The organism is Flavobacterium aquicola (assembly GCF_003385115.1).
In the GTDB taxonomy this organism is placed as follows: Bacteria; Bacteroidota; Bacteroidia; order Flavobacteriales; family Flavobacteriaceae; genus Flavobacterium; species Flavobacterium aquicola.
This window is the reverse complement of the sequence record NZ_QUNI01000001.1, coordinates 390,606-416,175: the sequence shown is the minus strand read 5'-3', so window position 1 is coordinate 416,175 and position 25,570 is coordinate 390,606. Positions and strand designations below refer to the sequence as shown.

The 25,570-nt window shown below is 33.0% G+C and carries 21 protein-coding genes; 10 read left to right on the top strand and 11 right to left on the bottom strand.

Annotated elements, in window-relative coordinates; translation table 11 throughout:
• The first annotated feature begins 6 nt into the window (after positions 1–6).
• The 6 genes from C8P67_RS01690 (at position 7) to C8P67_RS22020 (ending at position 7,568) form a co-directional block, all read left to right on the top strand.
• The gene (locus C8P67_RS01690; RefSeq protein ID WP_115809714.1) at positions 7–1,614 is read left to right on the top strand and encodes a hypothetical protein; all 1,608 of its coding nucleotides are present in this window, start codon (positions 7–9) and stop codon (positions 1,612–1,614) included.
• A 14-nt stretch (positions 1,615–1,628) separates the two neighbouring features.
• A complete protein-coding gene (locus tag C8P67_RS01685; protein WP_115809712.1) occupies positions 1,629–3,287 on the top strand; it encodes a glycoside hydrolase family 16 protein in 1,659 nt (552 codons plus the stop codon).
• A gap of 74 nt (positions 3,288–3,361) precedes the next feature.
• A complete protein-coding gene (gene bglX / locus C8P67_RS01680) occupies positions 3,362–5,650 on the top strand; it encodes a glycoside hydrolase family 3 protein (protein WP_449403981.1) in 2,289 nt (762 codons plus the stop codon).
• Positions 5,651–5,656: 6 nt separating this feature from the next.
• A complete protein-coding gene (locus C8P67_RS01675) occupies positions 5,657–6,412 on the top strand; it encodes a glycoside hydrolase family 16 protein (protein WP_115809710.1) in 756 nt (251 codons plus the stop codon).
• A gap of 376 nt (positions 6,413–6,788) precedes the next feature.
• A complete protein-coding gene (locus C8P67_RS01670) occupies positions 6,789–7,373 on the top strand; it encodes an RNA polymerase sigma factor (RefSeq protein ID WP_115809708.1) in 585 nt (194 codons plus the stop codon).
• Positions 7,374–7,424: 51 nt separating this feature from the next.
• The gene (locus C8P67_RS22020; protein ID WP_170141386.1) at positions 7,425–7,568 is read left to right on the top strand and encodes a hypothetical protein; all 144 of its coding nucleotides are present in this window, start codon (positions 7,425–7,427) and stop codon (positions 7,566–7,568) included.
• A gap of 97 nt (positions 7,569–7,665) precedes the next feature.
• Here the strand turns inward: C8P67_RS22020 and C8P67_RS01665 are convergent, their stop codons facing one another.
• On the bottom strand, positions 7,666–8,319 hold the full coding sequence (locus C8P67_RS01665; RefSeq protein WP_115809706.1) for an endonuclease III domain-containing protein: 654 nt from the start codon (positions 8,317–8,319) through the stop codon (positions 7,666–7,668).
• A 176-nt stretch (positions 8,320–8,495) separates the two neighbouring features.
• On the opposite strand from C8P67_RS01665, the gene bcp reads away from it, so the two are divergent.
• Entirely contained in the window at positions 8,496–8,948 is a 453-nt protein-coding gene (gene bcp / locus C8P67_RS01660) for a thioredoxin-dependent thiol peroxidase (protein WP_115809704.1), read from the top strand.
• 56 nt (positions 8,949–9,004) lie between these two features.
• On the opposite strand, the gene C8P67_RS01655 is transcribed toward bcp, so the two are convergent.
• The 3 genes from C8P67_RS01655 to C8P67_RS01645 all read right to left on the bottom strand — a co-directional run bounded on the left by C8P67_RS01655 (position 9,005) and on the right by C8P67_RS01645 (position 13,562).
• Positions 9,005–9,769, bottom strand: coding sequence for a LytR/AlgR family response regulator transcription factor (locus tag C8P67_RS01655; RefSeq protein WP_115809702.1), 765 nt, complete (start codon positions 9,767–9,769; stop codon positions 9,005–9,007).
• A gap of 1 nt (position 9,770) precedes the next feature.
• Complete coding sequence (locus C8P67_RS01650) at positions 9,771–11,762, bottom strand: sensor histidine kinase (protein WP_115809700.1); 1,992 nt, start codon at positions 11,760–11,762, stop codon at positions 9,771–9,773.
• A 336-nt stretch (positions 11,763–12,098) separates the two neighbouring features.
• Entirely contained in the window at positions 12,099–13,562 is a 1,464-nt protein-coding gene (locus C8P67_RS01645) for a TonB-dependent receptor (protein ID WP_115809698.1), read from the bottom strand.
• Between the two features lie 97 nt (positions 13,563–13,659).
• Here C8P67_RS01645 and C8P67_RS01640 point away from each other — a divergent pair, with 97 nt between their 5' ends.
• Together C8P67_RS01640 and C8P67_RS01635 are read left to right on the top strand one after the other, a co-directional pair.
• Positions 13,660–14,424, top strand: a complete 765-nt coding sequence (locus tag C8P67_RS01640) for an MBL fold metallo-hydrolase (protein ID WP_115809696.1) — start codon at positions 13,660–13,662, stop codon at positions 14,422–14,424.
• 6 nt (positions 14,425–14,430) lie between these two features.
• Positions 14,431–14,931 carry a hypothetical protein gene (locus C8P67_RS01635; protein WP_115809694.1) on the top strand — a complete coding sequence of 167 codons (501 nt, stop codon included), beginning with the start codon at positions 14,431–14,433 and terminating at the stop codon, positions 14,929–14,931.
• An 85-nt stretch (positions 14,932–15,016) separates the two neighbouring features.
• Here C8P67_RS01635 and C8P67_RS01630 read toward each other — a convergent pair whose 3' ends face one another.
• The 4 genes from C8P67_RS01630 to C8P67_RS01615 form a co-directional block, all read right to left on the bottom strand.
• Positions 15,017–15,664 carry an alpha/beta hydrolase gene (locus C8P67_RS01630; RefSeq protein ID WP_115809692.1) on the bottom strand — a complete coding sequence of 216 codons (648 nt, stop codon included), beginning with the start codon at positions 15,662–15,664 and terminating at the stop codon, positions 15,017–15,019.
• A 28-nt stretch (positions 15,665–15,692) separates the two neighbouring features.
• Positions 15,693–16,022: a hypothetical protein gene (locus C8P67_RS01625; RefSeq protein WP_115809690.1), complete on the bottom strand. Its 330-nt coding sequence runs from the start codon at positions 16,020–16,022 to the stop codon at positions 15,693–15,695.
• A 51-nt stretch (positions 16,023–16,073) separates the two neighbouring features.
• Positions 16,074–17,327, bottom strand: a complete 1,254-nt coding sequence (locus C8P67_RS01620) for a dihydroorotase (protein WP_115809688.1) — start codon at positions 17,325–17,327, stop codon at positions 16,074–16,076.
• Positions 17,328–17,462: 135 nt separating this feature from the next.
• A complete protein-coding gene (locus C8P67_RS01615) occupies positions 17,463–19,391 on the bottom strand; it encodes a vWA domain-containing protein (protein WP_115809686.1) in 1,929 nt (642 codons plus the stop codon).
• Positions 19,392–19,501: 110 nt separating this feature from the next.
• On the opposite strand from C8P67_RS01615, the gene C8P67_RS01610 reads away from it, so the two are divergent.
• The gene (locus C8P67_RS01610) at positions 19,502–20,695 is read left to right on the top strand and encodes a lactonase family protein (protein WP_317125437.1); all 1,194 of its coding nucleotides are present in this window, start codon (positions 19,502–19,504) and stop codon (positions 20,693–20,695) included.
• A 94-nt stretch (positions 20,696–20,789) separates the two neighbouring features.
• Here C8P67_RS01610 and C8P67_RS01605 read toward each other — a convergent pair whose 3' ends face one another.
• The 3 genes from C8P67_RS01605 to C8P67_RS01595 all read right to left on the bottom strand — a co-directional run bounded on the left by C8P67_RS01605 (position 20,790) and on the right by C8P67_RS01595 (position 25,567).
• On the bottom strand, positions 20,790–22,139 hold the full coding sequence (locus C8P67_RS01605) for a DEAD/DEAH box helicase (RefSeq protein ID WP_115809684.1): 1,350 nt from the start codon (positions 22,137–22,139) through the stop codon (positions 20,790–20,792).
• A gap of 160 nt (positions 22,140–22,299) precedes the next feature.
• A complete protein-coding gene (locus C8P67_RS01600) occupies positions 22,300–22,725 on the bottom strand; it encodes a response regulator transcription factor (RefSeq protein ID WP_115809682.1) in 426 nt (141 codons plus the stop codon).
• Positions 22,726–23,341: 616 nt separating this feature from the next.
• Positions 23,342–25,567, bottom strand: coding sequence for a DUF4838 domain-containing protein (locus tag C8P67_RS01595; protein WP_245980355.1), 2,226 nt, complete (start codon positions 25,565–25,567; stop codon positions 23,342–23,344).
• Positions 25,568–25,570 lie beyond the last annotated feature (3 nt).

The following is a 25,570-nucleotide window of genomic DNA, read 5'->3' as shown; positions in this document are numbered from 1 at the left end:
ATTATTATGAGAAAAATATATTATATTATAAGTCTTTTTGTCCTTGCAGTCGCAATTGGTTGTACTGATGACAATAGTTCGGTTGATTTAGATGCTGTAGCAGCACCAACTAATATTTCTGCATTAACTACCGTTACGCAGGATAATACAGGAAAAGTAACTTTCCTCCCAAAAGGAGAAGGGGTTACCCAATATGAAATTTATTTTGGAGATGGAACTTCAGAACCTGCAATTTTAAATCCAGGGGAAACATATTCTCATGTTTATAAGGAAGGAATATATCAAGCGAAAATTGTAGGTAAAACTTTGAATGGTAAATCAACAGAAGTTATGCAAGAAGTTGTAGTTTCTTTCAAGGCACCAGAAAATTTAAAAGTTGTTATTACAAATGATTTATCTGTTTCCAAAAAAGTAACAGTTACTGCTACAGCTGATTTCGCATTATTTTATGACGTGTATTTTGGTGAAGCTGGAAAACCAGAACCAATTTCTGCTAACAATGGCGAGTCAGTTTCTTATGTTTATCAAGCTGCTGGAGTGTATACCATAAGAGTGGTGTCTAAAAGTGCAGCTATCCAGACAGCAGAATTTGAACAGGAGTTTGAAGCTATTCTGATCGAGGGGCCAACTTCAGCAGCGCCGATTCCGTCAAGATCTGCTGCAAATGTCATTTCAATGTTTAGTGATTCCTATTCAAATGTTGCAATGAGTACATGGAGAACAGATTGGTCTCAAGCTACAAAAGGAGAGAAAGTTATAGGAGGAAATAATATAATACAATACTCAAATTTAAATTTTGTAGGTGCTGAACCTGCAGCAACGATTAATGCTGGAGCAATGACATTTCTTCACGTAGATGTCTGGTCTTCTGACTTTGCAGAATTCAGAATAAAATTAGTTGATTTTGGAGCTAATGGGGTTTGGGAACAAGGAGGAGATAATGTTGAACACGAAGTTAAATTTACTTCTCCTGCACAAGGAAGCTGGGTAAGTTTAGATATCCCTTTAAGTGATTTTACAAATTTAACCACGCGTGAACATATTGCACAGTTGATTTTCTCAGGAAATCCTAGCGGAAGCCATACTATTTATATTGATAACGTTTATTTTTATAAAGAGCCCGCTGCCTCATCTGCATTAGTGGGAACTTGGAAAATTGCTCCTGAAGCCGGCGCCCTAAAAGTTGGACCAAGTTACGGCAGCGGTGATTGGTGGGCAAATGATGCACAAGCAGTAATTGATAGAGCCTGTTACTTTGATGATACTTTTGTTTTCTCAGCAAATGGGGATTTTAGTAACGTTTTGGGAGCCGATACATGGCTTGAGAAATGGCAGGGAGTAGCGAGTGAGTCATGCGGAGCTCCAGTTGCTCCCCATGACGGTTCTGGAGCTGCAACTTACCTTTATGATGCGGGAGCAAAGACTCTTAAAATTAATGGGGCGGGAGCATATCTAGGACTTCCTAAAGTAAATAATGCAGGAGAATTACCCACTGTAACTGTTCCATCTTCTATTATATATAATGTAACTCTTACGGATAACAATAATACTATGAATGTGGTTATTGAGGCAGGTGCAGGAGTGTTCTGGTCATATAAACTAGTTAGAATTTAATTAAAAAATAAAAAATGAAAAAAATATTTATAAATATAGTAGCCCTTTTTAGTTTGCTATTAATGGTCAACTGTCAAGAAGATAATTTTTCTTTTGGTGATCCTAGCGCTCCCTCAAATCTTCAGGTTGCAGTAGATATTGTTGGAAAAACAGCCGATGCTCCAAATGGAGATGGGTCAGGTTTGGTAAAGTTTACTGCTAAAGCAAATAATGCTATTTCATATAAGTTTATTTATGGTGATGGAATAGTAGATAATACTTCGGGAGGAGTTGTCGAGCATCCATTTACAACTGTCGATGTAAATACCTATACAGTGACTGTAATTGCTTTTGGAAAAGGCGGAGTGTCAACCACTACTACTGTAGAAGTTACAGTTCTTAGTGATTTCAGTGACGAGAAATCTACATTATTGCTTACTGGCGGAACTGCCGCAGGTAAAAAATGGTATATAGCAGCAGCTGAGAATGGCCATTTTGGTGTAGGCCAAAATGACGCTGATGCAACCAAAAATTATTATCCAAATTATTATCAGGCAGGTTCTTTCGAGAAAGCCGCAACTTGTTTCTATGATGGTGATTATACATTTGCATTAGTAAACGGTAAAATCGAATACAAGCAGGACAATAAAGGGAATACTTTTTTTAATAATTCATACAAAAGTGTTGGAGGCGGTACAAATGGAGGTGATGACCAATGTTTAGCATACAATACTACTGCAACAAAAATTGTTGCTTTAAGTCCATCATCCTCTTTTGTTTCAAAGAATCCTGAAGCCAAAAAAGTAACTACAGGAACAGTGATGAATTTCTCAGATGGAGGGTTTATGGGTTACTACGCTGGTGCAACTCAATATGAGATTATGTCAATTACCGAAAACAGAATGCAGGTGCGTTTTGTTCAAGGAAATAATGCGACATTAGCTTGGTATATTACATTTACCACTACACTTCCAACAACTGATACTGACGATACAACAGATTACACAAATTTGGTATGGTCTGATGATTTTAATGTTGATGGAGCTCCAGATGCTACAAAATGGACATATGATCTTGGCAGAGGGGATAACGGATGGGGTAATGGAGAAAAACAAAATTACACTAATCTTGCCAAAAATGTAAAAGTTGCTGGAGGAAATCTTGTCATAACTGCGGTTAAAGAATCTTCTGGAGGAGCTGAATATTCTTCTGCAAGAATAAAAACACAAGGTTTGTATGACTTTAAATATGGTAAAATAGAAATGAAAGCCAAAATGCCTACTGGTGCGGGAGTATGGCCGGCTTTTTGGTCACTAGGAGCTTCAGCTGGATCATGGCCAGCTATAGGAGAAATTGATTTTATGGAATTTGTTGGTGCAAAACCATTGCAAACTCAATCGGCATTGCATTTTCCAGGAAGTTCTGGAGGAGATGCAAAATTTAAAACAACAGCAATTGCAAATGCTGCTTCGGAGTTTCATATCTATAAAACTATTTGGTCGCCTAAAACCATTCGATTTTTTCTAGATGATGTTTTGTATTTTACTTTTAATAATTCGGATACAGCATTGCCATTTCATAAAAATTTCTTTATGATTATGAATGTGGCGATGGGTGGTTCGCTTGGAGGAGCAATAGATCCAGCTTTCGCACAATCGTCTATGGAAGTCGATTATGTAAAAGTATACCAATAAAATTTTTGAATTAGTAATTGGGAATAAGAAGATTGGATATAATTCAATCTTCTTATTTTTTAAAAGAATAAGTTATGATGCAAATAATTAGAAAACCCTATTTGTTTTTAGCTGTTGGATTATTCGTAATAGGTTCTGTTGAAGCACAAACGAAGGTTGAAAATAATATTTCTTTAGATAAAAAAGTAGAATCACTTTTGAAGAAAATGACGCTTGAAGAAAAGGTTGGGCAGCTTAATCAGTATAACGGTTTTTGGGATGTAACAGGGCCCACTCCAAAGGAAGGTTTAGCAGCAAAAAAATATGATGATCTTAAAAAAGGACTGGTAGGCTCGATGTTGAATGTAAAAGGCGTAAAAGATGTAAGAGCTTTGCAGAAAATAGCTGTAGAGCAAACTAGATTAGGTATTCCGCTTCTCTTTGGTTTTGATGTTATTCATGGATACAAAACAATTAGTCCGATACCGCTTGCAGAATCGGCCAGTTGGGATCTAGAAGCTATTCGTAAATCGGCAGAAATGGCTGCAGAAGAAGCTGCAGCTGTAGGCATAAATTGGACTTTTGCACCTATGGTTGATATTTCCCGAGATGCCCGCTGGGGACGTGTGATGGAAGGCGTAGGGGAAGATCCATATTTAGGAAGCCGAATTGCCGAAGCCCGTGTTAAAGGTTTTCAAGGAGATCTTAGTTCTAATAAAAATATTTTGGCTTGTGCTAAACATTTTGCTGGCTATGGTTTTGCCGAATCTGGGAAAGATTATAATACGGTAGATGTGGGAGAATCAACATTGCAGAATGTTATTTTTCCTCCTTTCAAAGCATCTTCAGATGCTGGAGTTCGAACATTTATGAACTCTTTCAATGAACTTAATGGAATTCCGGCTACTGCGAATTCATATCTGCAAAGACAGATACTCAAAGGAGATTGGAAATTTCAGGGATTCGTAGTCTCAGACTGGGGTTCTATGCAGGAAATGAAAGCTCATGGATATGCCAAAGACGACAAACATGCAGCTGAATTAGCTATAAATGCCGGTTCCGACATGGATATGGAGTCTAACGGTTATGTTGATTACTTAGCGCAATTAGTTAGAGAAGGCAAAGTAAAAGAAAGCACTGTTGATGATGCTGTAAGAAGAGTTCTAAAAGTGAAATTTGAATTGGGTTTATTTGATAATCCATATAAATACTGTGACGAAACAAGAGAATTAGCAACCGTTGGAAAACCGGAATTTCACAAGGAAGTTTTAGATATGGCAAAAAAATCTATTGTATTACTAAAAAACAATAATAACTTATTGCCTCTAAAAAAATCTGGACAAAAGATTGCTTTGATCGGAGCATTAGCAAACGATAAAACAAGCCCGTTGGGAAATTGGAGAATTGCTGCTGATGATAATACGGCAGTTTCTGTTTTAGAAGGACTGCAGTCATATAAAGAGAATCAGCTGACTTATGCAAAAGGAGCTGATGTTGCTCTTGGAAATCCAAAATTCATATTTGAAACCAAAATAAATACTGCCGATAAATCAGGTTTTGAGGAAGCTATTACTGCTGCAAAAAGCGCTGATGTTGTAATACTCGTTTTAGGCGAGCATGGTCTGCAGTCGGGTGAGGGAAGGAGCAGGGCCGATTTAGGTTTACCGGGTGTGCAGCAGGAACTATTGGAAGCTGTTTATAAAGTAAATTCAAATATAGTTTTGGTGCTTAATAATGGCCGTCCGTTGGCTATTCCTTGGGCAGAAGAACATATTCCTGCAATCGTAGAGGCTTGGCAGCTAGGAACTCAAAGCGGTAATGCCATAGCACAGGTATTATATGGAGATTACAATCCTAGCGGAAAACTGCCTATGACTTTCCCTCGAAATGTTGCTCAAGTGCCTATTTATTACAATTACAAAAGCACAGGACGACCAGTTATGAATGAACCCGAAAGTGTTTTTTGGTCACATTATATAGATGAAAAAAATACGCCTTTATACCCTTTTGGATTTGGTTTGAGTTATTCTAAATTTGAATATTCGGATTTGAAGTTATCATCTGCGTCTTTTTCTAAAAATGGCAACATTGAAGTTTCAGTCTCAGTAAAGAATATTGGAAAAGTAATTGGTAAAGAAGTTGTTCAGTTGTATATTAGAGATTTAATAGGAAGTGTTACCCGACCGGTTTTAGAATTAAAAGGTTTTGAAATGATTGTAATAAAGCCTGGCGAAGAGAAGAAAGTGACTTTTGTTATTAGCGAAAAAACAATTGAGTTTTTTACTGCCAATTCTAAATGGGAAGCCGAAGCGGGAGATTTTAAAGTCTTCATTGGTGGCAATTCTGTAGAAACATTAAAAGGAGATTTTCAATTCTTAAAATAAAAAACAATGAATAAATTTATAATAATTTTATTGATCAGCGGGTCAATATTCGGACAGCAGACTGAACGAAAATTAGTTTGGGAAGAGAATTTTGATGGTAAAATCTTGAATGATAAAGTTTGGAATATTGAATTAGGTGATGGCTGTCCCAATTGTGGCTGGGGAAATAATGAGCGTCAGCTCTACACTGACAAAAATCACAGACTAGAAAACGGGAATTTAGTGATTACTGCCAAAAAAGATGAAAACGGCTATACATCCACTCGAATTACAACAAAAAATAAAAAAGAATTTCGATACGGGCGTTTGGAAGCTAGAGCAAAATTGCCTGTAGGTCATGGATTGTGGCCGGCTTTCTGGATGTTAGGGGCTAATTTTTCTGAATCAGGATGGCCTGTATGTGGTGAAATAGACATTTTAGAATACATAGGGCGTGAACCTCATACAGTTTATACAACTTTGCATACGCAGGATAGTCATGGAAATTCTGTTAACAGCAAGAAAACAATAATACCGAATATTGAAGAAGGTTATCATGTGTATGCGATAGAGTGGACAAAAGATAAAATAGACTTTTTTGTAGATAAAGATTTGATTTATACTTTCCAGCCAAAAAATAAAAACGAAAAAACATGGCCTTTTGACAAGCCTTTCTTTTTTTTAGTTAATATGGCCATCGGAGGGAATTTTGGTGGCCCAGATGTAGATGATACTATTTTTCCAAAGGAATTTTCGATTGATTATATCAAAGTTTATCAGTAAGAAAAAAGGCGTAGGGTTTTAATTTTTGAAGTTCAGGCAATACTTTTTTAATTTGTATTTTGTAAGTGGAATTCGCATTTTGTTATATAAGTATAAAAATTTATTGCCGTTTATTTTTATTTAGTGTTTGGTCATTAATATTGAAAAAGCCCATATAAAACAATACTTTATCTTCTGGATACATAAAGCATTTTATTTAAAAAAAGCGGTTTTTAATTTTTTAAAATAATATTTCTTGTTTTTTTTCTTGCTTCTTTTAATAATAATTTGTTAAATTTGGCAAATATCTAATCTTTAACAAAATTTTGTAAGCCTATCGCATAGAACTACCTTTTAGAACACTCCCCAAGTACTAACAATCTAAAAAGGAATAGATATGGCAAATTTACAAAAAACAGATGCTTTACTGGTAAAGGAATATATAGCAGGTGATGAAAACGCATTAGCTGCATTAATAAAAAGACACGAGTCCAAAGTGTTTGGTTTCATTTATTCAAAGGTTACAGATAGAGACGTTTCCAATGATATTTTTCAAGATACTTTTATAAAAGTAATCAAAACATTAAAATTAAATTCATATAACGAGGAGGGGAAATTCCTGCCTTGGGTAATGCGTATTGCCCATAATTTAATTATTGATCATTTTAGAAAGTCCAAAAAAATGCCGATGTACAGAGAGACAGAGGAATTTTCTATTTTTTCTATAATGTCCGATGATTCTCTTACAATTGAAAATCAAATTATTGCGGATCAAGTTGAGGTTGATATCCGAAGACTTGTAGAAGAACTCCCTTTTGATCAGAAAGAAGTTTTAATGATGCGCATGTATCAGGATATGAGTTTTAAAGAAATTTCAGAAACTACAGGGGTTAGCATCAATACAGCATTGGGCAGAATGAGATATGCTATAATGAATTTGAGAAAAATTATTGAGAAACATCAAATAGTTTTGACGAACTAATAATAAAAAGATAATTACTCCGTTATAATATAAATTAAACTTTATATTGATATGGAAAAGAATTACTCTAAAGAATTAAAAAGAATAAAAAAAATAAAACCGGATAAAGAAGTGGTTTCTTTTTTATTAAACTATTCTAAAGCATTGAAAATAGTTAAAATAGAAGAAAAGGTTTTTGAAATTATAGCTAATTAATTCTTGCAGGAAAAAGTACTCTAATATTAAAGTGATTGGAGTATACAAATTTCACTAGTTTTTGCATAAAGCTGGTGAAATTTGTTATTTATATACCTCACTGTTTTTTAGTAAATTCATTCAAAACTGATTTTCTTCCAATAGTTCTGGTGATAATATCTTTTTCCAGACTCCAGCCTCTTGCTGGTGAATATTCTCGGCCATACCAAATAATCTGCAGGTGTAAATCATTCCAGATTTCCTCTGGGAAAATCCGTTTCGCATCTCTTTCGGTTTGAACTACATTTTTGCCATTAGTCAAATTCCATCGGTACATTAAACGATGAATATGTGTGTCTACCGGGAATGCAGGGACTCCAAAAGCTTGAGACATAACCACACTGGCAGTTTTGTGCCCAACAGCAGGCAGTTCTTCCAAATGCTCAAAACTTTGCGGTACCTGTCCGTTGTGTTTGTCAATCAAAATTTGTGACAAGCCATGAATTCCTTTCGATTTCATTGGTGATAAACCGCAAGGGCGGATAATTTCCTTAATTTCTTCCACAGACATTTTAACCATATCATAAGGATTATCAGCCTTTGCAAAGAGCAGAGGAGTAATCTGGTTTACACGTACATCTGTACATTGTGCAGAGAGTAAAACAGCGATTAACAGTGTATATGGATCTTTATGGTCTAGGGGAATAGGAATACTTGGATAGAGTTCGTTTAAAGTATTTATAACAAATGTTACGCGTTCTTGTTTGGTCATTTTTTTCTCTATGTTACTAAGATTCTAAGTGGCTAAGTTACTAAGTTTTTAAAATTAAACTACAGAACATGATTCATATTTAAGGAACAATCTCAGAAACTTAGAGTCTTAGTAACTTAGCAACTCAAAATAATCTTAGTATCTTAGCCACTTAGTAACTTAGTATCTTAATAAAAATGACTACATTAAAAATAGGAGATCATGCGCCACAATTTTCTGGAGTAGATCAAGATGGGAAATCTCATAAATTAGCCGATTATACAGGTAAAAAATTAGTGGTTTTCTTTTATCCAAAAGCGTCGACACCTGGATGTACGGCAGAAGCTTGTGACTTAAGAGATAATTATGAGCGTTTTCAAGCTAATAATTACGCACTGCTGGGGGTAAGTGCTGATAGTGCCAAAGCCCAGGCAAAATTTAAGGATAAGTATGAATTTCCTTTTTCATTATTAGCTGATGAGGATAAATCTGTTATTAATGCTTTTGGAGTTTGGGGACCAAAAAAGTTTATGGGAAGAGAATATGATGGAATTCACAGAACGACTTTTGTGATTGATGAAAACGGAATTATTTCTGATGTTATTTCGGAAGTAAAAACAAAGGCTCACGCAGATCAGATTTTGAAATAAACTAAAAATGCCACAAGGAAAATACTTTGTGGCATTTTTTTTTAATTAGGATGATTCTAAAATAATCCGAAATACTCTTTTATGTTTTCTGAATAACTTCTTCCTGAAGTAATGCTAGTGTTTTTAACGTCATTGAGTGTAATAATATATCTGCTGTTAAAATATTTTTGTGCTTCTTTTACATAGTCTTTGTTAATTATAGTACTTCTATGAATGCGTAAAAAATTGTCGGGTAATTTTTTTTCCAAGCTTGAAATAGATTCAGTACTTAAGAACGTTCCAGATTGCGAATGTATTGCGGTATAATTAGTATCGGCTTCAAAATAGGAAACGTCTTCTAATTTTATAAAAATTAATTTGTCGTTTTTTTTGACGGTAATCGAAGTCATTTTTTTTTCTTCTTTCCTATTTGTAATGTCCTTTAAAACTTTTAAAATTTCATCTGAAGCATTTTTTACATGGAATGTTTTTAATTTCTGTACTGTTTTTTCAATACGTTCCAGTTTGACTGGTTTAACTAAATAATCGATACTATTGGTCTCAAAAGCTTCCAAAGAATACTGATCATAAGCCGTACAAAAAATAACCATCGGAATAGTTTCTAATCGTTCTAATAATTGAAAACCAGTACAGCCCGGCATTTCAATGTCTAAAAAAATAATATCAGGATTTAAAGCTTCTATTTTTTTCTGTGCTTCTGTTGCATTTTGTGCGATATCAATAACATCAAAAGTTTCAGGAAATTCTTTTAGTAAATTTTGCAGACCCAGTCTGGCAGGAGCTTCATCATCAATAATAATAGTAGAATATCGTTTGTTCATTTTATATTGTTTGAGGAATTGTAATGATGATTTTTTTCTCGGGTGTGTTGGTCCAGTTTAATGATGCTTTTTCTCCATAAGTTAATCGTAGCAAATCGAAAATGGTTTGTAATCCATGACCACTTATTAAACCTTCCGGGAAATCAGGACCATTATCGCTTACCGAGATATGAATTTCCTGTAATTCTTTCGAAATCTTTAAAACTATTTTGCCTTCGCCTTCGTTTTTCGAAATGCCATGTTTTACTGCGTTTTCAACTAAAGGCTGAATTAAAAACAATGGAATTTCATTATTTTTTAATTCTTTATCTACATCAATTGTAAACTGCAAACGATCTCCAAATCTAATTTTTTCGATTTCTAAATATGAATTTACCATATCAATCTCATCCAAAATTGTACTCATCTTTTTTCCTTTTCGGTTAATCGAATATTTAAAAAGATCGGATAATGAGTGTGCCATTTTCTGCGTTTTCTGAGCATCAATAGGAGCTAAACTCGCTATAGAATTCAATGAATTGTATAAAAAATGAGGGTTGATCTGGGATTGCAGTAATTTGGTTTCCGCTTCAGAGTTGATTTGTTTTAAACGACTTAATTCTAAATCTTTTTCTTTTACTAATGAATCTGAGTACTGGTTTAAATAGAGTAGAAGTCCTCTGCTTATAGATATTACAATTATGATAATAAAAACGGGGAGGTAAAATTCTAAAAAGCCATCATTCGTTGAGCTTATTATATACATTACTGTTATTGGTAAATTAAATAGAATAAAAGTAAAAATCACTTTGTAAATTAATTGAAAACTAAAATCTTTAATTTTATTAAGCCATACTTTTTCTAGCAACCATAGTAAAAATGAAATTATTAAAGAAGTTATAATGGCTATTGAATATAATTGTACAATAGACTCTTGATTAATGATTTGAGATATTCCTAAATCAGTTAAGTAGGCATAAATTTCGGTTAGATTTGCTACATATAATAGTATGAGCAGGATTGGTAAAAAATAGTTTAGAAAAGAAAACTTGAATTTTTTGTTTTGAAAAAAACTGAACGATATAAGAAATACAAATAATCCGATGCAAATTATCACCACCCATGCTATCATTTTTGCTAAATCCTTGTTTAAAAAATTATTGGCATATCTCCATGAATACGATGATGTTAAGTAATCTCTGAATTGTTTTAAAAAATCATCTTCATATAGTTTTTGCAATAAAAATTTATCTGAATCGTTGAATTCTGTTACATCAGGATTATAGCCAGGAGTAGAAAATATACCAAAATTTGAATTGTGTTCTATAAGAACAGTGTTGAAGGCATTATATGGATAAATGTAACAAAGTGTTCTTAATAACTCGTATTTTATATATTTGATTCTCTTATTATAGGGAAGATTTTCTTTTAAATTAAACCATACTTGGCTTGTAAAATCTATTTTATTGTTTTTTCTTGGAGGATTTGTTCTTTCAATGCTACTGCCATCGGGCAAAATGGTTTTAATGATGTCGTTAGAAATATAATCTTCAATTGCAGTTCTAAAATTTAATCGTATAGTTGAATACCTTAATTCTCCAATAGAAAAACCTTTAATTAAAGTCTCGTCATCGTTTGAGGAATAAAAATCATTATAGTCTTTTCCAGTGAAATTTTTATAATATTCAATTTTTCTATTAGGAATGATGGTTCTCAATTCTTTAATAATTGTAGCAACAGCTACACTGTCATTATGAGTAGCATCCTGAAGATTTACTAAAATAGGAGCATTTTTGATGTATGGATTTAGTTTATATACAAATTCCTCTTCTCCGTTTCCACTAAACAATCTATTTTTAATGTATTCCCAATTCACTTGAGTAATATGTTTTGAAATGTAATTTCCATTTTTAAGTTTAATGAGTTTATATTTAGAATCTGTTGAGGTAACCACTATATTAGTCACAACCAAAACAAGGGCAAGTAGAATAATTTTAAAAGCATCTTTTTTCATGATAGTAAATTTAAATATTTATACCACAAAAGAACTGTAATAGTTATAGTATAAAAATAACTTTCTTGTAAACTGCAAAATTGGCTTGCCAACTGCATTAATTGAATAATTGTAATGTTTTTTTTAAACGTCCATTTAGCTTATGATAAAGATTATAAATAACTTATAATGTTTTTGTTATAATACAAAATAGAGTGAAATAGTCTTTTTTTTGAATTATAGCGAAATCATATATAGTGGAAGATTGCAAAAAAAAAGAATTTTATTGTGCTAAAAAAAATCCAAGAAAAACATTTTGTCTTTCTTGGATTTTTTAAAATATAATGGGTATGATTTTTAGTTGTTAGCTTCCAATAGAGAGTTGGGCTGATAACCGAAAAGACCTTTTTCTTTAATGATTTCTGGAACTCCTGGAGGTAACATTGGTTCCCATCCTGGTTTTCCGGCACTAATCATTTTTAATACTTCGCGGGAGAAAACTTCTAATATTTCAGGGTTATAATCTTCAATATCCACTACTTTGCCATTGAATTTAAAGAATTTGTATAATTCTTTCATTCTAGGATGTACTTTTAAGTTTTTGGAAGTTATGATTTCTCCCTCTTCTCCAAGCATAGGATATAAAAATACTTTCATATCGCGGTAGAACAATTTTCCAAATGCTTCTAGTATTCCTCCGCTCAAATGGCGATAATATTTCTCGTCAAATATATCTACTAAATTGTTTACACCCATTGCAAGACCCATTCTGGCTTTGGTATAATTGGAGAAATATTCAACCACTTTATAGTATTCCTGAAAATTGGATATCATTACTGTTTGTCCTAATGAGCATAGCAGTTCTGCACGATCCATAAAGTCTCTTTCGTCTATTTCCCCATCAGATCTAAGATTAGATAATGTAATTTCGAAAATAACCAAAGTGTTTTCTTTTTCTACTTTATTTTCCTCCAGAAACATTTTCAATGAATTGGCATACATGTCCATATTTACTTTGGTAACTGGACGAAAACTTCCTCTGAAAGCAAGTAAGTTTTTTTTGTAAAGAATGGCAGCTGGCAGAACATTTTTACCTTTTGGGTTGAACATTACGGCATCAGTCATTCCATTTTTTACTAATTGTAAACTCATCAAGCGATTGTCAACATCAGCAAAACGTGGACCAGAGAAATTTATGGTGTCAATTTCTAATTGATCTTTGTCAAGATGGTCGTATAAATATCGCAGTAATTTTTTTGGGTCATTGTATTTGTAGAAGGCGCCATAAATAAGATTAACTCCTAAAACACCTAATGTTTCCTGCTGTAAACGGGAATCTGTTTCTTTGAAACGAATATGGATGATAATTTCGTTGTAGTCTTCTGCTGGGTCTAGCTGGTATCGAATTCCTACCCAGCCGTGACCTTTAAATTGTTTTGCAAAATCTATGGTAGCTACTGTATTGGCGTAACTGAAAAACATTTTGTTAGGGTGTTTTGTCCTGCTTAGCCGTTCTTCAATTAATTCGCCTTCAAAAGTCAGCATTTTTTTTAACCGGCTTTCAGTGACATAACGGCCGTCTTCTTCGGTTCCATAAACGGCATCACTAAAGTCTTTGTCGTAGGCTGACATTGCCTTTGCGATTGTACCAGATGACCCGCCTGATCTAAAAAAATGTCTAACTGTTTCCTGACCAGCTCCAATTTCAGCAAAAGTTCCGTATATATTTTCGTTCAAATTAATACGAAGTGCTTTATCCTTAAGGGAAGGAATCTGTTCGATAACTTTGTCTCCTTTTAGTTTTATCTTTTTGGCTTCCATTTTTTTTGTTTAAATTCGGCAATTATGTTACAAAGTTAACCAATTAGGGTTCTCATGAAAGAGAAATAATTCTATTTTTGTAAAAAAAACAAACAAATTGAAGGTATATTTTTTGGGTACAGGAACATCTCAGGGGATCCCAATTATTGGGATTGATCATGAAGTTTGCAAAAGTACTGATTTTAAGGATAAAAGGCTCCGGGTGTCGGTTTGGATTACATGGGAAGACCATTCATACGTAATCGATTGCGGACCTGATTTTAGACAGCAGATGCTGTCGTCTAACTGCAGAAAATTAGACGGAATTCTTTTTACCCATGAACATGCAGATCATACTGCTGGTTTGGATGATATTCGGCCTTTTAATTTTAAGCAGGGCGCAATTCCGATATATGCGCATAAAAGAGTGCTTGCTAATATTGAAAAAAGATTTGATTACATCTTCGAAACGGTTAATAGATATCCTGGGGCACCATCAGTAAAAACAATAGAAATTGAAAATAACATGCCTTTTTCAATTGGTAATAAAACGGCTATTCCTGTAAGTGTATGGCACGGAAATTTGCAGGTTTTTGGTTTCAGAATCGATGATTTTGCTTATTTAACCGATGTGAAAACGATCGACGAAGCAGAGACAGATAAGCTGAAAAATCTAAAAGTTCTGGTTGTTAATGCGCTGCGGGAACAGCCACATGATACTCATTTTAATCTGGAGGAAGCGCTTGATTTTATAGCTCTTCTCCAGCCCGAAAAAGCATATCTTACACATATCAGCCATATGCTTGGTTTTCATGAGGAAGTTCAAAAAAAGCTCCCTAAAAATGTTTTCTTAGCTTACGATAATTTAGAAATAACAATTTAATTTAAAATGAAAAAATCATTACTCCTTTACGCTTTAATTTTGTCTTTAGTTTTTAATGTTTATACCTACATGTATCTTAGTAAAGAGGTAAGCTTTGAGCAGGAAAAGTATAAAAAATCTACAGCTAAATTAAAAGACAGTCTGCAGGCAGTTACTAATAAATTGTTTGATGCAGATTATTTTACATTGGAAAAAAATGAAAATGCACAAAATTATTTCGAATCAGCTAAATCAGAAAAAATACGAAATTATGTGACTCTGATCCCATATGTTACTGGTAAATTGATTGATTTTAATACTAATCCAAAAGGGAATCCTTACACTGGACAAGAGCAGTTGGGATCTGGTAAGTTTGTAATTAATAAAGTAAAAGTGCTAAATCATAGATGGATAATCGCTGATTACTCTGATGGCGAATATTGGGGTGAAGTATTGCTGAAATATTTTATCAATGATAACGAAAGCGTTTCTTTTGAAGTAAATCAGTCTTTTATATATCAGAAATAATGTACTTGCCCAAGTGAATTTAAAACAAACAGCCCGTGATCTAAATCATGGGCTGTTTGTTTAAAGACTAAAGCTGACAATAAAATTAATTTTCGTTGATCCAATTCTTGAAGTCAAAAAAGTTTTGCGGAGCCACACCGTGACCCACAGGATATTCTTTATATGTGATTGCTACGCCTAATTTTTCTAAAATCCGAGGTGTTTTTCGAGCCCATTCCACTGGGATTACCTGATCGACAGTTCCATGGGAAGCGAATATTTTAAGTTTGCTTAAATTATTTTTTAAATAATCTTCGGATACAATTTCTAAATTGAGATAACCGCTCATTGCCACCACTTTATTTACTTTTTCTGGATACGAAAGCGCTACTGCATAACTCAAAATAGAACCTTGGCTAAAACCAATCAGAGTGACTTCATTTGCATCAATTGGATAATTGGCTGTCAATTCATCAATAAAACCAGCAATTACATCTCTTGAAATTCGTGCTTGTTCGTTGTCTGAAAATTTGTTTTGGTCGGCATCAAAATTGATGGCATACCAAGCATAACTTCCGTATTGTAAGTCATAAGGAGCTCTTGCAGAAATGATGTAGTACTCGTTTTGCAGCTCACTGGCAAATGAAAACAAATCGGATTCGTTACTTCCATAGCCGTGAAGCAAAAGCAATACTGGATTTTTATCTAAAATTACTTTCGGTTCGCGTATTTTATATTCTAAAGATAGATTCATTTTTTAGTATTCAATTTTGAAATTTATTTTACGAAATGCTTTTAAGCCATTTCTGAAAGTATTCTCCAAGCAGCGGTATTGGCTTTGTTTCGCCTTTTATAGCACTAAATATTCCGTATGTCCACAAAACAGAAATAAAAATCCACATAGGTGCAGAAATCATCAGGCTGTCAAAATTTCCTATGATTAATCCCAGTGAAAAAAAGGTAATTGTAAGTCCTAATCCCTGACGAATATGAAAGGAAGCAAATTCATTTTTGTCTTCTCCGCTATTCATGGACATTGCTATGAATACGCCAATACCCAAAATGTAACTGGTAATTGCGGCTGTTTTTCCGGTTTCGATTGTATTATTCATTTTTGTATTTATTAGATCTAATCGGTTTTTAAAACCTGCTAGGTCTGATTCTTATCCTAAAATTAATTTCCCCTGATTCAAAATTCCGTAAGCTCTGCCTTTTAAGGCAGTTCCAAGAAATGCTGAATTTTTGGATTTTGAAAGTATATTTTCATTTGTAAAAACGCTATTGCCTTCAGGATTGAATAAAGTAATATTGGCGGTTTCACCTTCATTGATGGTGTTTGCAGGAATACTGAAAATTGTTTTACCTGCTGTGAATTTTTCGATTACAGATTCTAAAGGAAGAACTGTTATTAAAGCTCCAAAAGCACTTTCTAAACCAATAGTTCCATTTTTTGCCAAATCAAATTCCATTTTTTTGTGTTCAATGTCAATCGGATTGTGGTCAGAAGTGATTACATCGATGGTTCCGTCAAGAACTGCTTTGAGTAAGGCTTGTCTGTCGTTTTCTGTTTTTAGTGGCGGGGTTACTTTGTATCTTGTATCGAATTCTTCCAGTTTTTCATCCGTTAAAACTAAATGATGAACGGAAACACTGCAAGTAACGTTCAGTCCTTTTGCTTTAGCTTCTCTAATTAATTGTATTGATTTTGGAGAGGAAATCGTTGGAATGTGCATTTTTCCTCCTGTATATTCTAATAAAAATAGGTTTCTGGCTATTTGAAGTTCTTCGGCTAAATCCGGAATTCCTTTCAGTCCTAATCTTGTCGAAACGATTCCTTCATTGGCAACGCCGTTACCTTTTATTTTTTCATCTTGCGCAAAAGCGATAACCAGTCCGTCAAAATCCTGTACATACTGAAGCGCAATTTTCAGAAGATTGGCATTGTCTAAACTTTTGGTATAATCACCGAAGGCAACAGCTCCAGAATTTTTCATATCATACAGCTCGGCCATATCTTTGCCTTCGCTGTCTTTGGTTAAAGCTCCTATTGGAAAAAGTTCGGTGGCAAAACCATTGGCTTTATTTTTTACAAAATTCACCTGCGCCTGATTGTCAATTACAGGGTAGGAATTAGGCTGTAGTGCGATAGCTGTAAAACCGCTTTTTCCAGCAATGTTAAGACCATTTGCGATAGTTTCTCTGTCTTCAAATCCAGGCTCTCCAAGAGAAACACTGCTGTCAAACCATCCTTGGGAAAGGTGAAGATTGTCTAACTTTAATTCGTCAATATTATCAGTATTTGGAAGTGACGTTCCTATTTTTTTAATAAAACCATCTGCAATTAAAAGATCTACGGTCTGATTATGAAAGGGACTTTTTGGATCAATAATTTTGGCGCTTCGGATGATTATTTTCATATGTAGATAATTTACTTTAATTGAAACAATAAAATTTATATTTAGAAATTTAAAACTTAATTTTCATGAACCATTAAGTAATTAGGTTAATAAAGAAAAACTTAATATTCTTAATGTCTTAATGGTGAAAAAAAATTATTTCACAAACTTGATAATTGCCATTTCCAATGCTAAAAATAACAGTGCAAAGATAATAAACCATTTCCAAATTTGATTATTGCTTCGGCTGCTTTGCAGTGTGTCAAAAATTGTAGAAATGGAATCACTTGTTTTATAGTCGGATAGTATGTTTTCGTTAACCTGATCTAGATTACTCTCGGTTCTTGGATAATTAAAACTGATGTTTTCTATTGGTTTTTGTGAATCATAAATAGTATAATTCCCAGCCTTTTCGGGATAATCATTAAAAAATAACTGCACTTTATTATTTAGTAACTGCTGTACTGGTGTAAAATTTCCATCTTGATTTTTTACTGTCAGTACTTCATCTTTTGCTAAATTGGCAGAAACGAGATAGGAGGTGCTGTTACCAATAATGGTTGAATTAACCCCGTTGTTTAGCTTACTTAAAGCCATTTTGTAAAAAACAGGAACAATCAGCGGAGATTGCTGGAAATTAGAATTTATTGCATTTAATGGAGCAGAAAATACATAAACGGATGAAATGGTATTTCGTAATCCTATTAAAAAAGGAGAATCATCCTCAAAATTTAAAATGGCTGGACTTGAACTGGAAATTGTAAAATCCTTTTTGACTTTAGGATATTGAAAATTATTCGTTTTGTTTTCGAAAACACCGGCAAATAAAGGATGACTGAAATTGATTTTGGTTATCTGTTTTTCATTAAGCTCTACTGATTCGAATTTTATACTGCCAAACTGATTTAATAGTGCATTTAGACTGGAAACTGACTCTGTTTCTGATGGAATTATAATTAGGTTTCCTCCTTTTTTTACAAACGCTTTCAAAGTCGTTTGTAAAGCTTGAGGGATTTCATCTAGCTCATTTAAAATTATGGCATCCTGTTTGTCGATACTGTTGTAGTCTAAAGAATTGAGAGTAAAAGAGCTGTAGTTGAATTCGTCACTAGTATAAATTCGGCTCAGGAAGTTGTTTTTTTCGGGTGTTCCAATGCTGATAATATTGTTCTTTTTACTATTTGAAATACTAAAAAACAATTTGTTATCATAAGCCAAGTCATTGTCTTCTATTGAAACATGGCCATGAAAAGCTTGCTTTGGAATAGTGAAATTAATGGTCTCCTTTTTGTTTTTAAAATTAATAATGGTTTTCGCAATCAGTTTGTTCTGATTGTATAATGCCATCGAAATGGGTTTAAAATCTTCACTATAATTCGTTGTATTAATACTTAATTCGTAAAAATCATCAAGAGTCTGGCGAATGAAAACACTGTCTATAGAGGTGTTATTCTTTTGTTCTGCCTTTGGAATAATAAAATAGGGAACGTTGTCAGTTTCAATATTTTTTAACTGGTTTGATTTTAAGCCTACGGCATCAGTAATAACAACAATGTCTTTTTTGAAGGCTGATTTGTGTGCTTTTACTTTTGCTAAAATATTATCTAATTGAAAAGGTACTGCACTGTATTTTAGATTCTGCAGTTCGTTACGGATGGTTTTAATGTCGGTTGCCCAATAAGTATCTGTATTGGTGAGCAAAGAAAAACTGGCATTTTCTGGAGTTTCTTCCAAGAGTTCCTGAACGGCTCTTTTTAGTAATTCTCCTTTTTTTCCTTTGGCCTGCATGCTAAAGGAATTATCCAAAATGATATACATTTCATTACTGCTGTTTTTACTGTCTTCGGATTCAAAAAAAGGCTGAGCAAATGCGATAACAATACATGTCAATAGAAGAAGACGGCAAGCTAAAAGCAGCCATTTTTTAATCTTTGAGCTTTTTCGGGTTTGTATTGAAAGGGCTTTTAAAAAACGTACATTAGTGAAATATTCTTTTTTGAAACGCCTTAATTGAAATAAATGAACCAAAATTGGAACAATCAGTAAGAATAGAAAGTATAGAATTTCGGGATGTTTAAAATGCATTCTAAGGTTTTGTTTGCTTCACAGATCTCACAATGGAATTCTTGAGTTTTGTGTGTCAAAAATACAAATTTGTTGGGAGTTTCTTATAATGTTGTTATAATTTTTCAAAAATGAATATAAATAGGGTAATTCTGAAAGATTATAAGTATTTTAGCTCTTCTGAAAAATTATTACATATGAAAAAAGTGTACTTATTGCTTTTATTTACCATTACTGTTACATCAATGCAGGCGCAAAAAAATATCCTCAATCTTATCGTTGGAACTTATACAAATTCCTGCAGCAGCAGAGGAATTTATGTATACGAGTTTAATACTAAAAAAGCTCAAATTAGATTAAAAAAGAGTTCTGACAGCATTACAAGTCCTAGTTATGTGTCACTTTCTAAAGATGGTAAGTTTTTATATGCAGTTAATGAAAATGGAAAAGAAAGTACAGTAAGTTCTTTTGCTTTTGATCCGGAAAGCGGAAAACCAAGCACCCTAAATATAGTAGATTCTAAAGGTGCAGATCCGTGTCATCTTATTAATGATGATAATAATGTGATTGTAGCCAATTATTCTGGCGGTAATATAGTTGTTTTTGGAAAAAACGAAGACGGCAGCTTGACCGAAGCTAAGCAGGTCGTTCAGCATTATGGAAAAGGTATAAATGCTGATCGTCAGGAAAAGGCTCACGTTCATATGGTTTATTTTTCACCAGATAAAAAATACATTTTAAGTAATGACTTAGGAACCGATAAAGTGTATGTATACAATTATAATCCAACAGCAGCTTCTGAAATTTTAACATTAAAAGACAGCGTCTCAGTAACTCCAGGAAGCGGCCCAAGACATTTAAAGTTTAGTAAAAATGGTAAATATGTTTATTTACTGCAGGAATTAAATGGTTCTATAACTTCTTTCAGTTATTTGGATGGGAAGTTAACGAAGGTATTTGAAACAACTATTCTGGAAAAAGATTTTAAAGGAACATTCAGTTCTGCGGATATTCAGATTTCTCCAAACGGTAAATTTTTGTATGCTTCAAATAGAGGAGAAGCTAATAATATTTCGGTTTTTAAGATTAAGAAAAAAGGCAGATTGGAGCTAAAAGGGCAGACAGGTACCTTAGGCAAAGGACCAAGAAGTTTTGTAATAGATCCTACAGGGAAATTTCTTTTGGTAGGACATCAGTACACTAACAATATTGTGATTTTTAAGATTCATAAAAAGAAAGGAACATTGACAGATTCTGGAAAAAGTTTTGATTTGTGTTCTCCTGTGTGTTTAATTTTTAGTGAACCATCCGAAGTTAAAAAGTAAATAGAGATTAAATAAAAGTAGCCAAAAGAAATAGCCTGTGATTTAATCGCAGGCTATTCTTTTTATAACTGAATGTAAGCAAAAAATGTTTAGCTTATTTTTTATCCTTACGTTTTTTAGCTTGGTTTTTCAGCATGTTTCTATTAACAGAACCATGTGTTTTTTTCTTAGTGACGCCAGGCCCGCCCAGATTAACTTTTTTATTCTTCTTACTCTTTTCGTGAAAAGCGCCGTCGCCTTCTAATTTTTGTTTTTTGAATAAGAGTTTAATCGGCTGTCTCTCTTTTTCAGGACCAATTAATTTATCAGATACCTCGACTTCTTCTGGGAAAGTTTCATAAGCCAATTCCATATCCATCAAAATTTCGATTGCAATTTTTGATTCTTCCTCGCGGGAAGTTACGAAACTGATGGCGGTTCCTGTGGCGTCTGCACGACCTGTTCTACCTATACGGTGCATGTACAGCTCTGGTAATTCAGGCATTTCAAAGTTGATAACATGCGTGATATTGGAAATATCCAGACCTCTCGCCATAATATCAGTTGTGATTAATCCGCGAAGATTTCCTTCCTGAAACTCTGCCATTGTGCTCAAACGATAATTCTGCGATTTATTAGAGTGAATTACCCCAAATTGATTTGGAAAATCCTCGTCAATTTGGTCAAAAACCAAATCTGAAATTTTTTTATTATTGACAAAAACCAAAACACGGCTCATGTCTTCATTGCTTTGTAATAAGTGTTTTAAGAGATTTATTTTGGTATTGAAATTAGGAACCTGATAAGTGATTTGTGTAATATTTTCTAAAGGTGTTCCCGATGGTGAAAGGGTAACTTCTTCCGGATAATCAAAATAGTCATTCAAAACGGTGTCAACTTCATCAGTCATGGTAGCCGAAAATAGAATGTTCTGACGTTTTTTTGGCATCATAGCCAAGATCGCTGTCAATTGTGTACGGAAACCTAAATTTAGCATTTCGTCAAACTCATCGATTACCAGCTTTTGCATTTCTTCAAACCGAATCACATTATCCAAAGTCAAATCCATGATTCTTCCCGGTGTTCCCACAAGAATGTCACAGCCTTGATAAACCGTAGTTTTTTGGGTATTGATATTAACACCTCCGAAAATCCCGATAGTACGAACCGACATATATTTAGTTAGTTTTTCTACTTCTTCTACAACTTGAACTACAAGTTCTCTGGTTGGTACAAGAATTACTATTTTAGGAGTATGTCCCGGGGTGAATTTATATAATTTCAAAAGAGGCAATAAATAGGCAAATGTTTTACCAGTACCCGTTTGCGCAATCCCCATCATATCACGTCCTGACATTATCACAGAAAAAGTTTTTTCCTGAATAGGAGTAGGAGTTGTAAAACCTAAATCGTCTATTGCTTTTTGTACTGATTTAGGAAGGTTGAATTGTTCGAAAGTACTCATCTGTATTTTAATTTTGTGCAAAGATAGGTTTTTTGAAACTAAGGTTAGAATATGATGTCAATTTGACTTTAGTAAGGAACTGAAAGTGTAAAAAAAAACCTCTATTTTACTTTTTTTTAGAAAGTTAATAGAGGTTTTGTGGTATTAGGATTAATTTGTTTTAGGCACTAATATTTATTGTAGAATTATCATTTGGCTTTATACTGTGTTTTGTTTTGGCGAAAAGTCTTTTGACTCTTAGAAGCAATTCAGTGGGATTAAATGGTTTAGATACAAAATCATCGGCTCCAAGATTAAACGCTTCAATAACCGTACTTTCTTCTTCGCCTAATGATGAAACCACTATAACAGGAATGTTTTCAAAATGTTCTTTTGAATAACCAATTATTTCTAATCCAGAACGAAATGGTAACATAATATCAGTAACAATTAAATCAGGTATGAGTACTGGAATTTTTTCGATTGCACTCAAGCCGTCTTTGCATGATGTAACTTGATATCCTTCTTTTTTAAGTATGAACTCAAGAATTTTGATCATCAATATATCATCTTCGGCAATTAATATTTTTAAATCTGACTTGTTCATAATCTTTTTCTTTTAATGTTTAACCCCTTAGTTTCTGGATTGAGATGTTTTAAAAAATAGAAAGAAGCTATTTTAAAAACTGTAGTTCCTTTAGTCAACAATTATGCCAAATGAATTTTTATGTTCTTTTTTAAGTTTAAATTGTTATTAATGAATGATTTGTGTTGTTAAATTTTGTTAAGGCCAGAATTAAATGTTTTTTATAAATTCATCTGACAGTAATAAATTATCGCATATAGTTTAAAAAATACATTTTCAAAAACTGTATTTGAAAATATTGTTTTGTAAAAATGGCAATATAAATGTTGTTGATTTTTTTAATAGCGCTTACAAAATGGGGGGAACTAATTCTTTACGGCCTCACTTTTGAAACGTATGTTTTTGAAACATATTTTCCTGAATTTGACATTAAATTAGATTTTTGTATGTTACTAAAGAATTCTATTTAATCTGTGAAATGTATTATTTCATCGTTAAAATTATGAATTTTAAATTTTTTATGCAAATTTATCTACAAATATTTTTCAATAAAGCAATTGTCTTTTTATAGTTTTACTATTGTAAAAATTAAACATTTAAAGTGCGGCAGATTTACTTTTAAAAGTACTAAATGATTTTATTGATTGTACAATTCAATTTCGTCAATCATTACCATTGCTTTTTTGTTTTTTCGATTCCTCCAGACGGGTAACTCTTTAAGGTTTTCAACTTCAATTTTTAGCAGGTCATAATTTTTAAAAGAATTAGATTTTAATTCCCATGTTTCAATATTTACAGCCGAACTTTCTATAAGATCTTTTTTTTCTAATTGGGTAATTAACTTCCATCTATTATTTTTAAAACCATAAATATTTATTTTTTTTGGTATAAAAATCCAATGCCTTTGATTGTTTAGTGTGTTTATTTTAAGAGTATTAAAGTTTAGTTTTTTTACTGAAAGTTCAATTTCTGGATTTTTTCCATACCAGCCAATCCAGTTTATAGCAGGATTTTTGTATCCTCTCACTCCATCAGTCAAAGCGTAAGTTCCTTTGCCTGTATATTCTTCGGCAGGAGCTGTCAAAAACCGAACTTCGTGTTTTTCTCCCAAATGATTACAAGCATTTTTTTCTATAGCAAGCCATTCCTGATAGTAATCATCTGGAGAAAGCCCGCCTTCACTAAGTTCGTAGATTCCAAATTCATTACAGCTTTTTGAGAAGTTAAGAACGCGGTTTCTCAGCTGTTTTCCTTCATCCTCTTTATTTTTGTCAGCAAACATTCCATGTTTGTCTTTACCGTAAAATTTAGACTGTTCAAAATAAACATATTCTAGAGCCAACCTTAGTTTTAAAATTCGCTTAGCTATTGCAGGCTCGTTTTTAGAAACCATTTCGGCCTGACTTATTAATTGATCGTATTGATCCATTGCCTCAGGAGATAGAAAAGTATTTCTGCTTTCGATCGGGTTGGTATAAATGTCTAGATATCGATTGCTTTTTTGCTGATTTTGAATAAGCAGCTCAATATATTTTTTAATAAAAGGAGAAGCATTGCCATAAAAGCCAGTTAGGAAATCATCCATTACAGCGTCAATATCTGTATTGGTGTCCCAAATTATTTTAGCCAAAAGATATTGTCTCAATTCATACAAATCACCAGGTAAATCTGCATATCCCTGTACAAAAAGACCTTTGACTTTGTTTTGTTCGTATAATTTATAATTCTTCGAAAAAGTATGAAGGTTTGGAAAAGGAGAAAGGTAATTGGTAAATTCAACGGTGTAATCCCATAGATACAGATTTTTTGTTGTAGTACTCCATTTGTGAATAATATTCAGGAAGCCTTTATTGTCAGCTGCGTCTTCTATAGCTTTTCCTCGATTCATTTCTATTGGACAAAAAAGCGTATAAATATTAGGTTCAATTTTAATATTTTCGGGAGCTCGATAAGTGTGAAGATAAGCTAATGTTGTTATTTTGGTTTTTGGAAATTGTACAGCAATTCTATTTAGAAAATAATATAAGGAACCTTGGGGACCTCCATGTTTTTCATTCTGAGCTTTACATTTAGAACATTCACAATAAACAACATCATCATTTTGGCTTATTGAAAAAAATTGTGCATTTGGATTTTGGCTTATAATTTCTTTCATTTTTTTTGATACAATCTTAACCACAGTATCATTGGTCATGCATAAAGATTCACTGTTTCTTTTACTTTCATATAATGCAAAAAAAGCTGGATTCGATTTGAAATATTCTTTGGCACTTACTAATTTATAAAATGAATGCCCCCAAAGTCCGAAATCATTAATGTGCCAATCTAGTTTGTGCCAATCTCTAAACTCTTCATCGTAGCAGTCGGGGTAAAATAATGCTCGATATTCGAATGATGGTTTGTAAGTTTTATTGAAGTTTTTGGGAAAGGTTATTTCTTTTAGTTTTGGAATAAAATTATCTCTTGCAGTGTATTTTCTGAAACCCAATGTTTCAAGTAAAGTATAAACAGCATACCGTAATGTTTTTTCATTATTACCGATTAAATAAATGTTTTTTTCATCGCTTTTAATGATAAAAGAATCGGAATCAATATTCTTTTTGTCGCCATTTATCTGAAGGATTATTTTTGAGTTATTAGTGTCTATTATATTACTGTCCTGAATTTTAAACGGATAATCAAAAGCCTTATCTAAATAGGTTTCTAAAAGAATAGATGCTTTTTTTGTATCATTGCTTAAAGAAACAATAATCAATTCCTGCTCTTTCGAATTTGTTAAATGCAAGGAGTTTTGAGCCATAATACTGCAGTTGAAAAAGAATATCAAAAAAGGAATGATTGTATAAATACGTTTGATTTTCAACTT

Excerpts from the sequence above, each read along its gene's own strand:
- C8P67_RS01665 (WP_115809706.1), bottom strand. The coding sequence starts at position 8,319 with ATGACCAAACAAGAACGCGTAACATTTGTTATAAATACTTTAAACGAA.
- C8P67_RS01630 (WP_115809692.1), bottom strand. The coding sequence starts at position 15,664 with ATGAATCTATCTTTAGAATATAAAATACGCGAACCGAAAGTAATTTTA.
- bglX (WP_449403981.1), top strand. The coding sequence starts at position 3,362 with ATGATGCAAATAATTAGAAAACCCTATTTGTTTTTAGCTGTTGGATTA.
- C8P67_RS01600 (WP_115809682.1), bottom strand. The coding sequence starts at position 22,725 with ATGAACAAGTCAGATTTAAAAATATTAATTGCCGAAGATGATATATTG.
- C8P67_RS01625 (WP_115809690.1), bottom strand. The coding sequence starts at position 16,022 with ATGAATAATACAATCGAAACCGGAAAAACAGCCGCAATTACCAGTTAC.
- C8P67_RS01670 (WP_115809708.1), top strand. The coding sequence starts at position 6,789 with ATGGCAAATTTACAAAAAACAGATGCTTTACTGGTAAAGGAATATATA.
- C8P67_RS01605 (WP_115809684.1), bottom strand. The coding sequence starts at position 22,139 with ATGAGTACTTTCGAACAATTCAACCTTCCTAAATCAGTACAAAAAGCA.
- C8P67_RS01650 (WP_115809700.1), bottom strand. The coding sequence starts at position 11,762 with ATGAAAAAAGATGCTTTTAAAATTATTCTACTTGCCCTTGTTTTGGTT.
- C8P67_RS01690 (WP_115809714.1), top strand. The coding sequence starts at position 7 with ATGAGAAAAATATATTATATTATAAGTCTTTTTGTCCTTGCAGTCGCA.
- C8P67_RS22020 (WP_170141386.1), top strand. The coding sequence starts at position 7,425 with ATGGAAAAGAATTACTCTAAAGAATTAAAAAGAATAAAAAAAATAAAA.
- bcp (WP_115809704.1), top strand. The coding sequence starts at position 8,496 with ATGACTACATTAAAAATAGGAGATCATGCGCCACAATTTTCTGGAGTA.
- C8P67_RS01615 (WP_115809686.1), bottom strand. The coding sequence starts at position 19,391 with ATGCATTTTAAACATCCCGAAATTCTATACTTTCTATTCTTACTGATT.
- C8P67_RS01620 (WP_115809688.1), bottom strand. The coding sequence starts at position 17,327 with ATGAAAATAATCATCCGAAGCGCCAAAATTATTGATCCAAAAAGTCCC.
- C8P67_RS01610 (WP_317125437.1), top strand. The coding sequence starts at position 19,502 with ATGAATATAAATAGGGTAATTCTGAAAGATTATAAGTATTTTAGCTCT.
- C8P67_RS01655 (WP_115809702.1), bottom strand. The coding sequence starts at position 9,769 with ATGAACAAACGATATTCTACTATTATTATTGATGATGAAGCTCCTGCC.
- C8P67_RS01685 (WP_115809712.1), top strand. The coding sequence starts at position 1,629 with ATGAAAAAAATATTTATAAATATAGTAGCCCTTTTTAGTTTGCTATTA.
- C8P67_RS01635 (WP_115809694.1), top strand. The coding sequence starts at position 14,431 with ATGAAAAAATCATTACTCCTTTACGCTTTAATTTTGTCTTTAGTTTTT.
- C8P67_RS01645 (WP_115809698.1), bottom strand. The coding sequence starts at position 13,562 with ATGGAAGCCAAAAAGATAAAACTAAAAGGAGACAAAGTTATCGAACAG.
- C8P67_RS01675 (WP_115809710.1), top strand. The coding sequence starts at position 5,657 with ATGAATAAATTTATAATAATTTTATTGATCAGCGGGTCAATATTCGGA.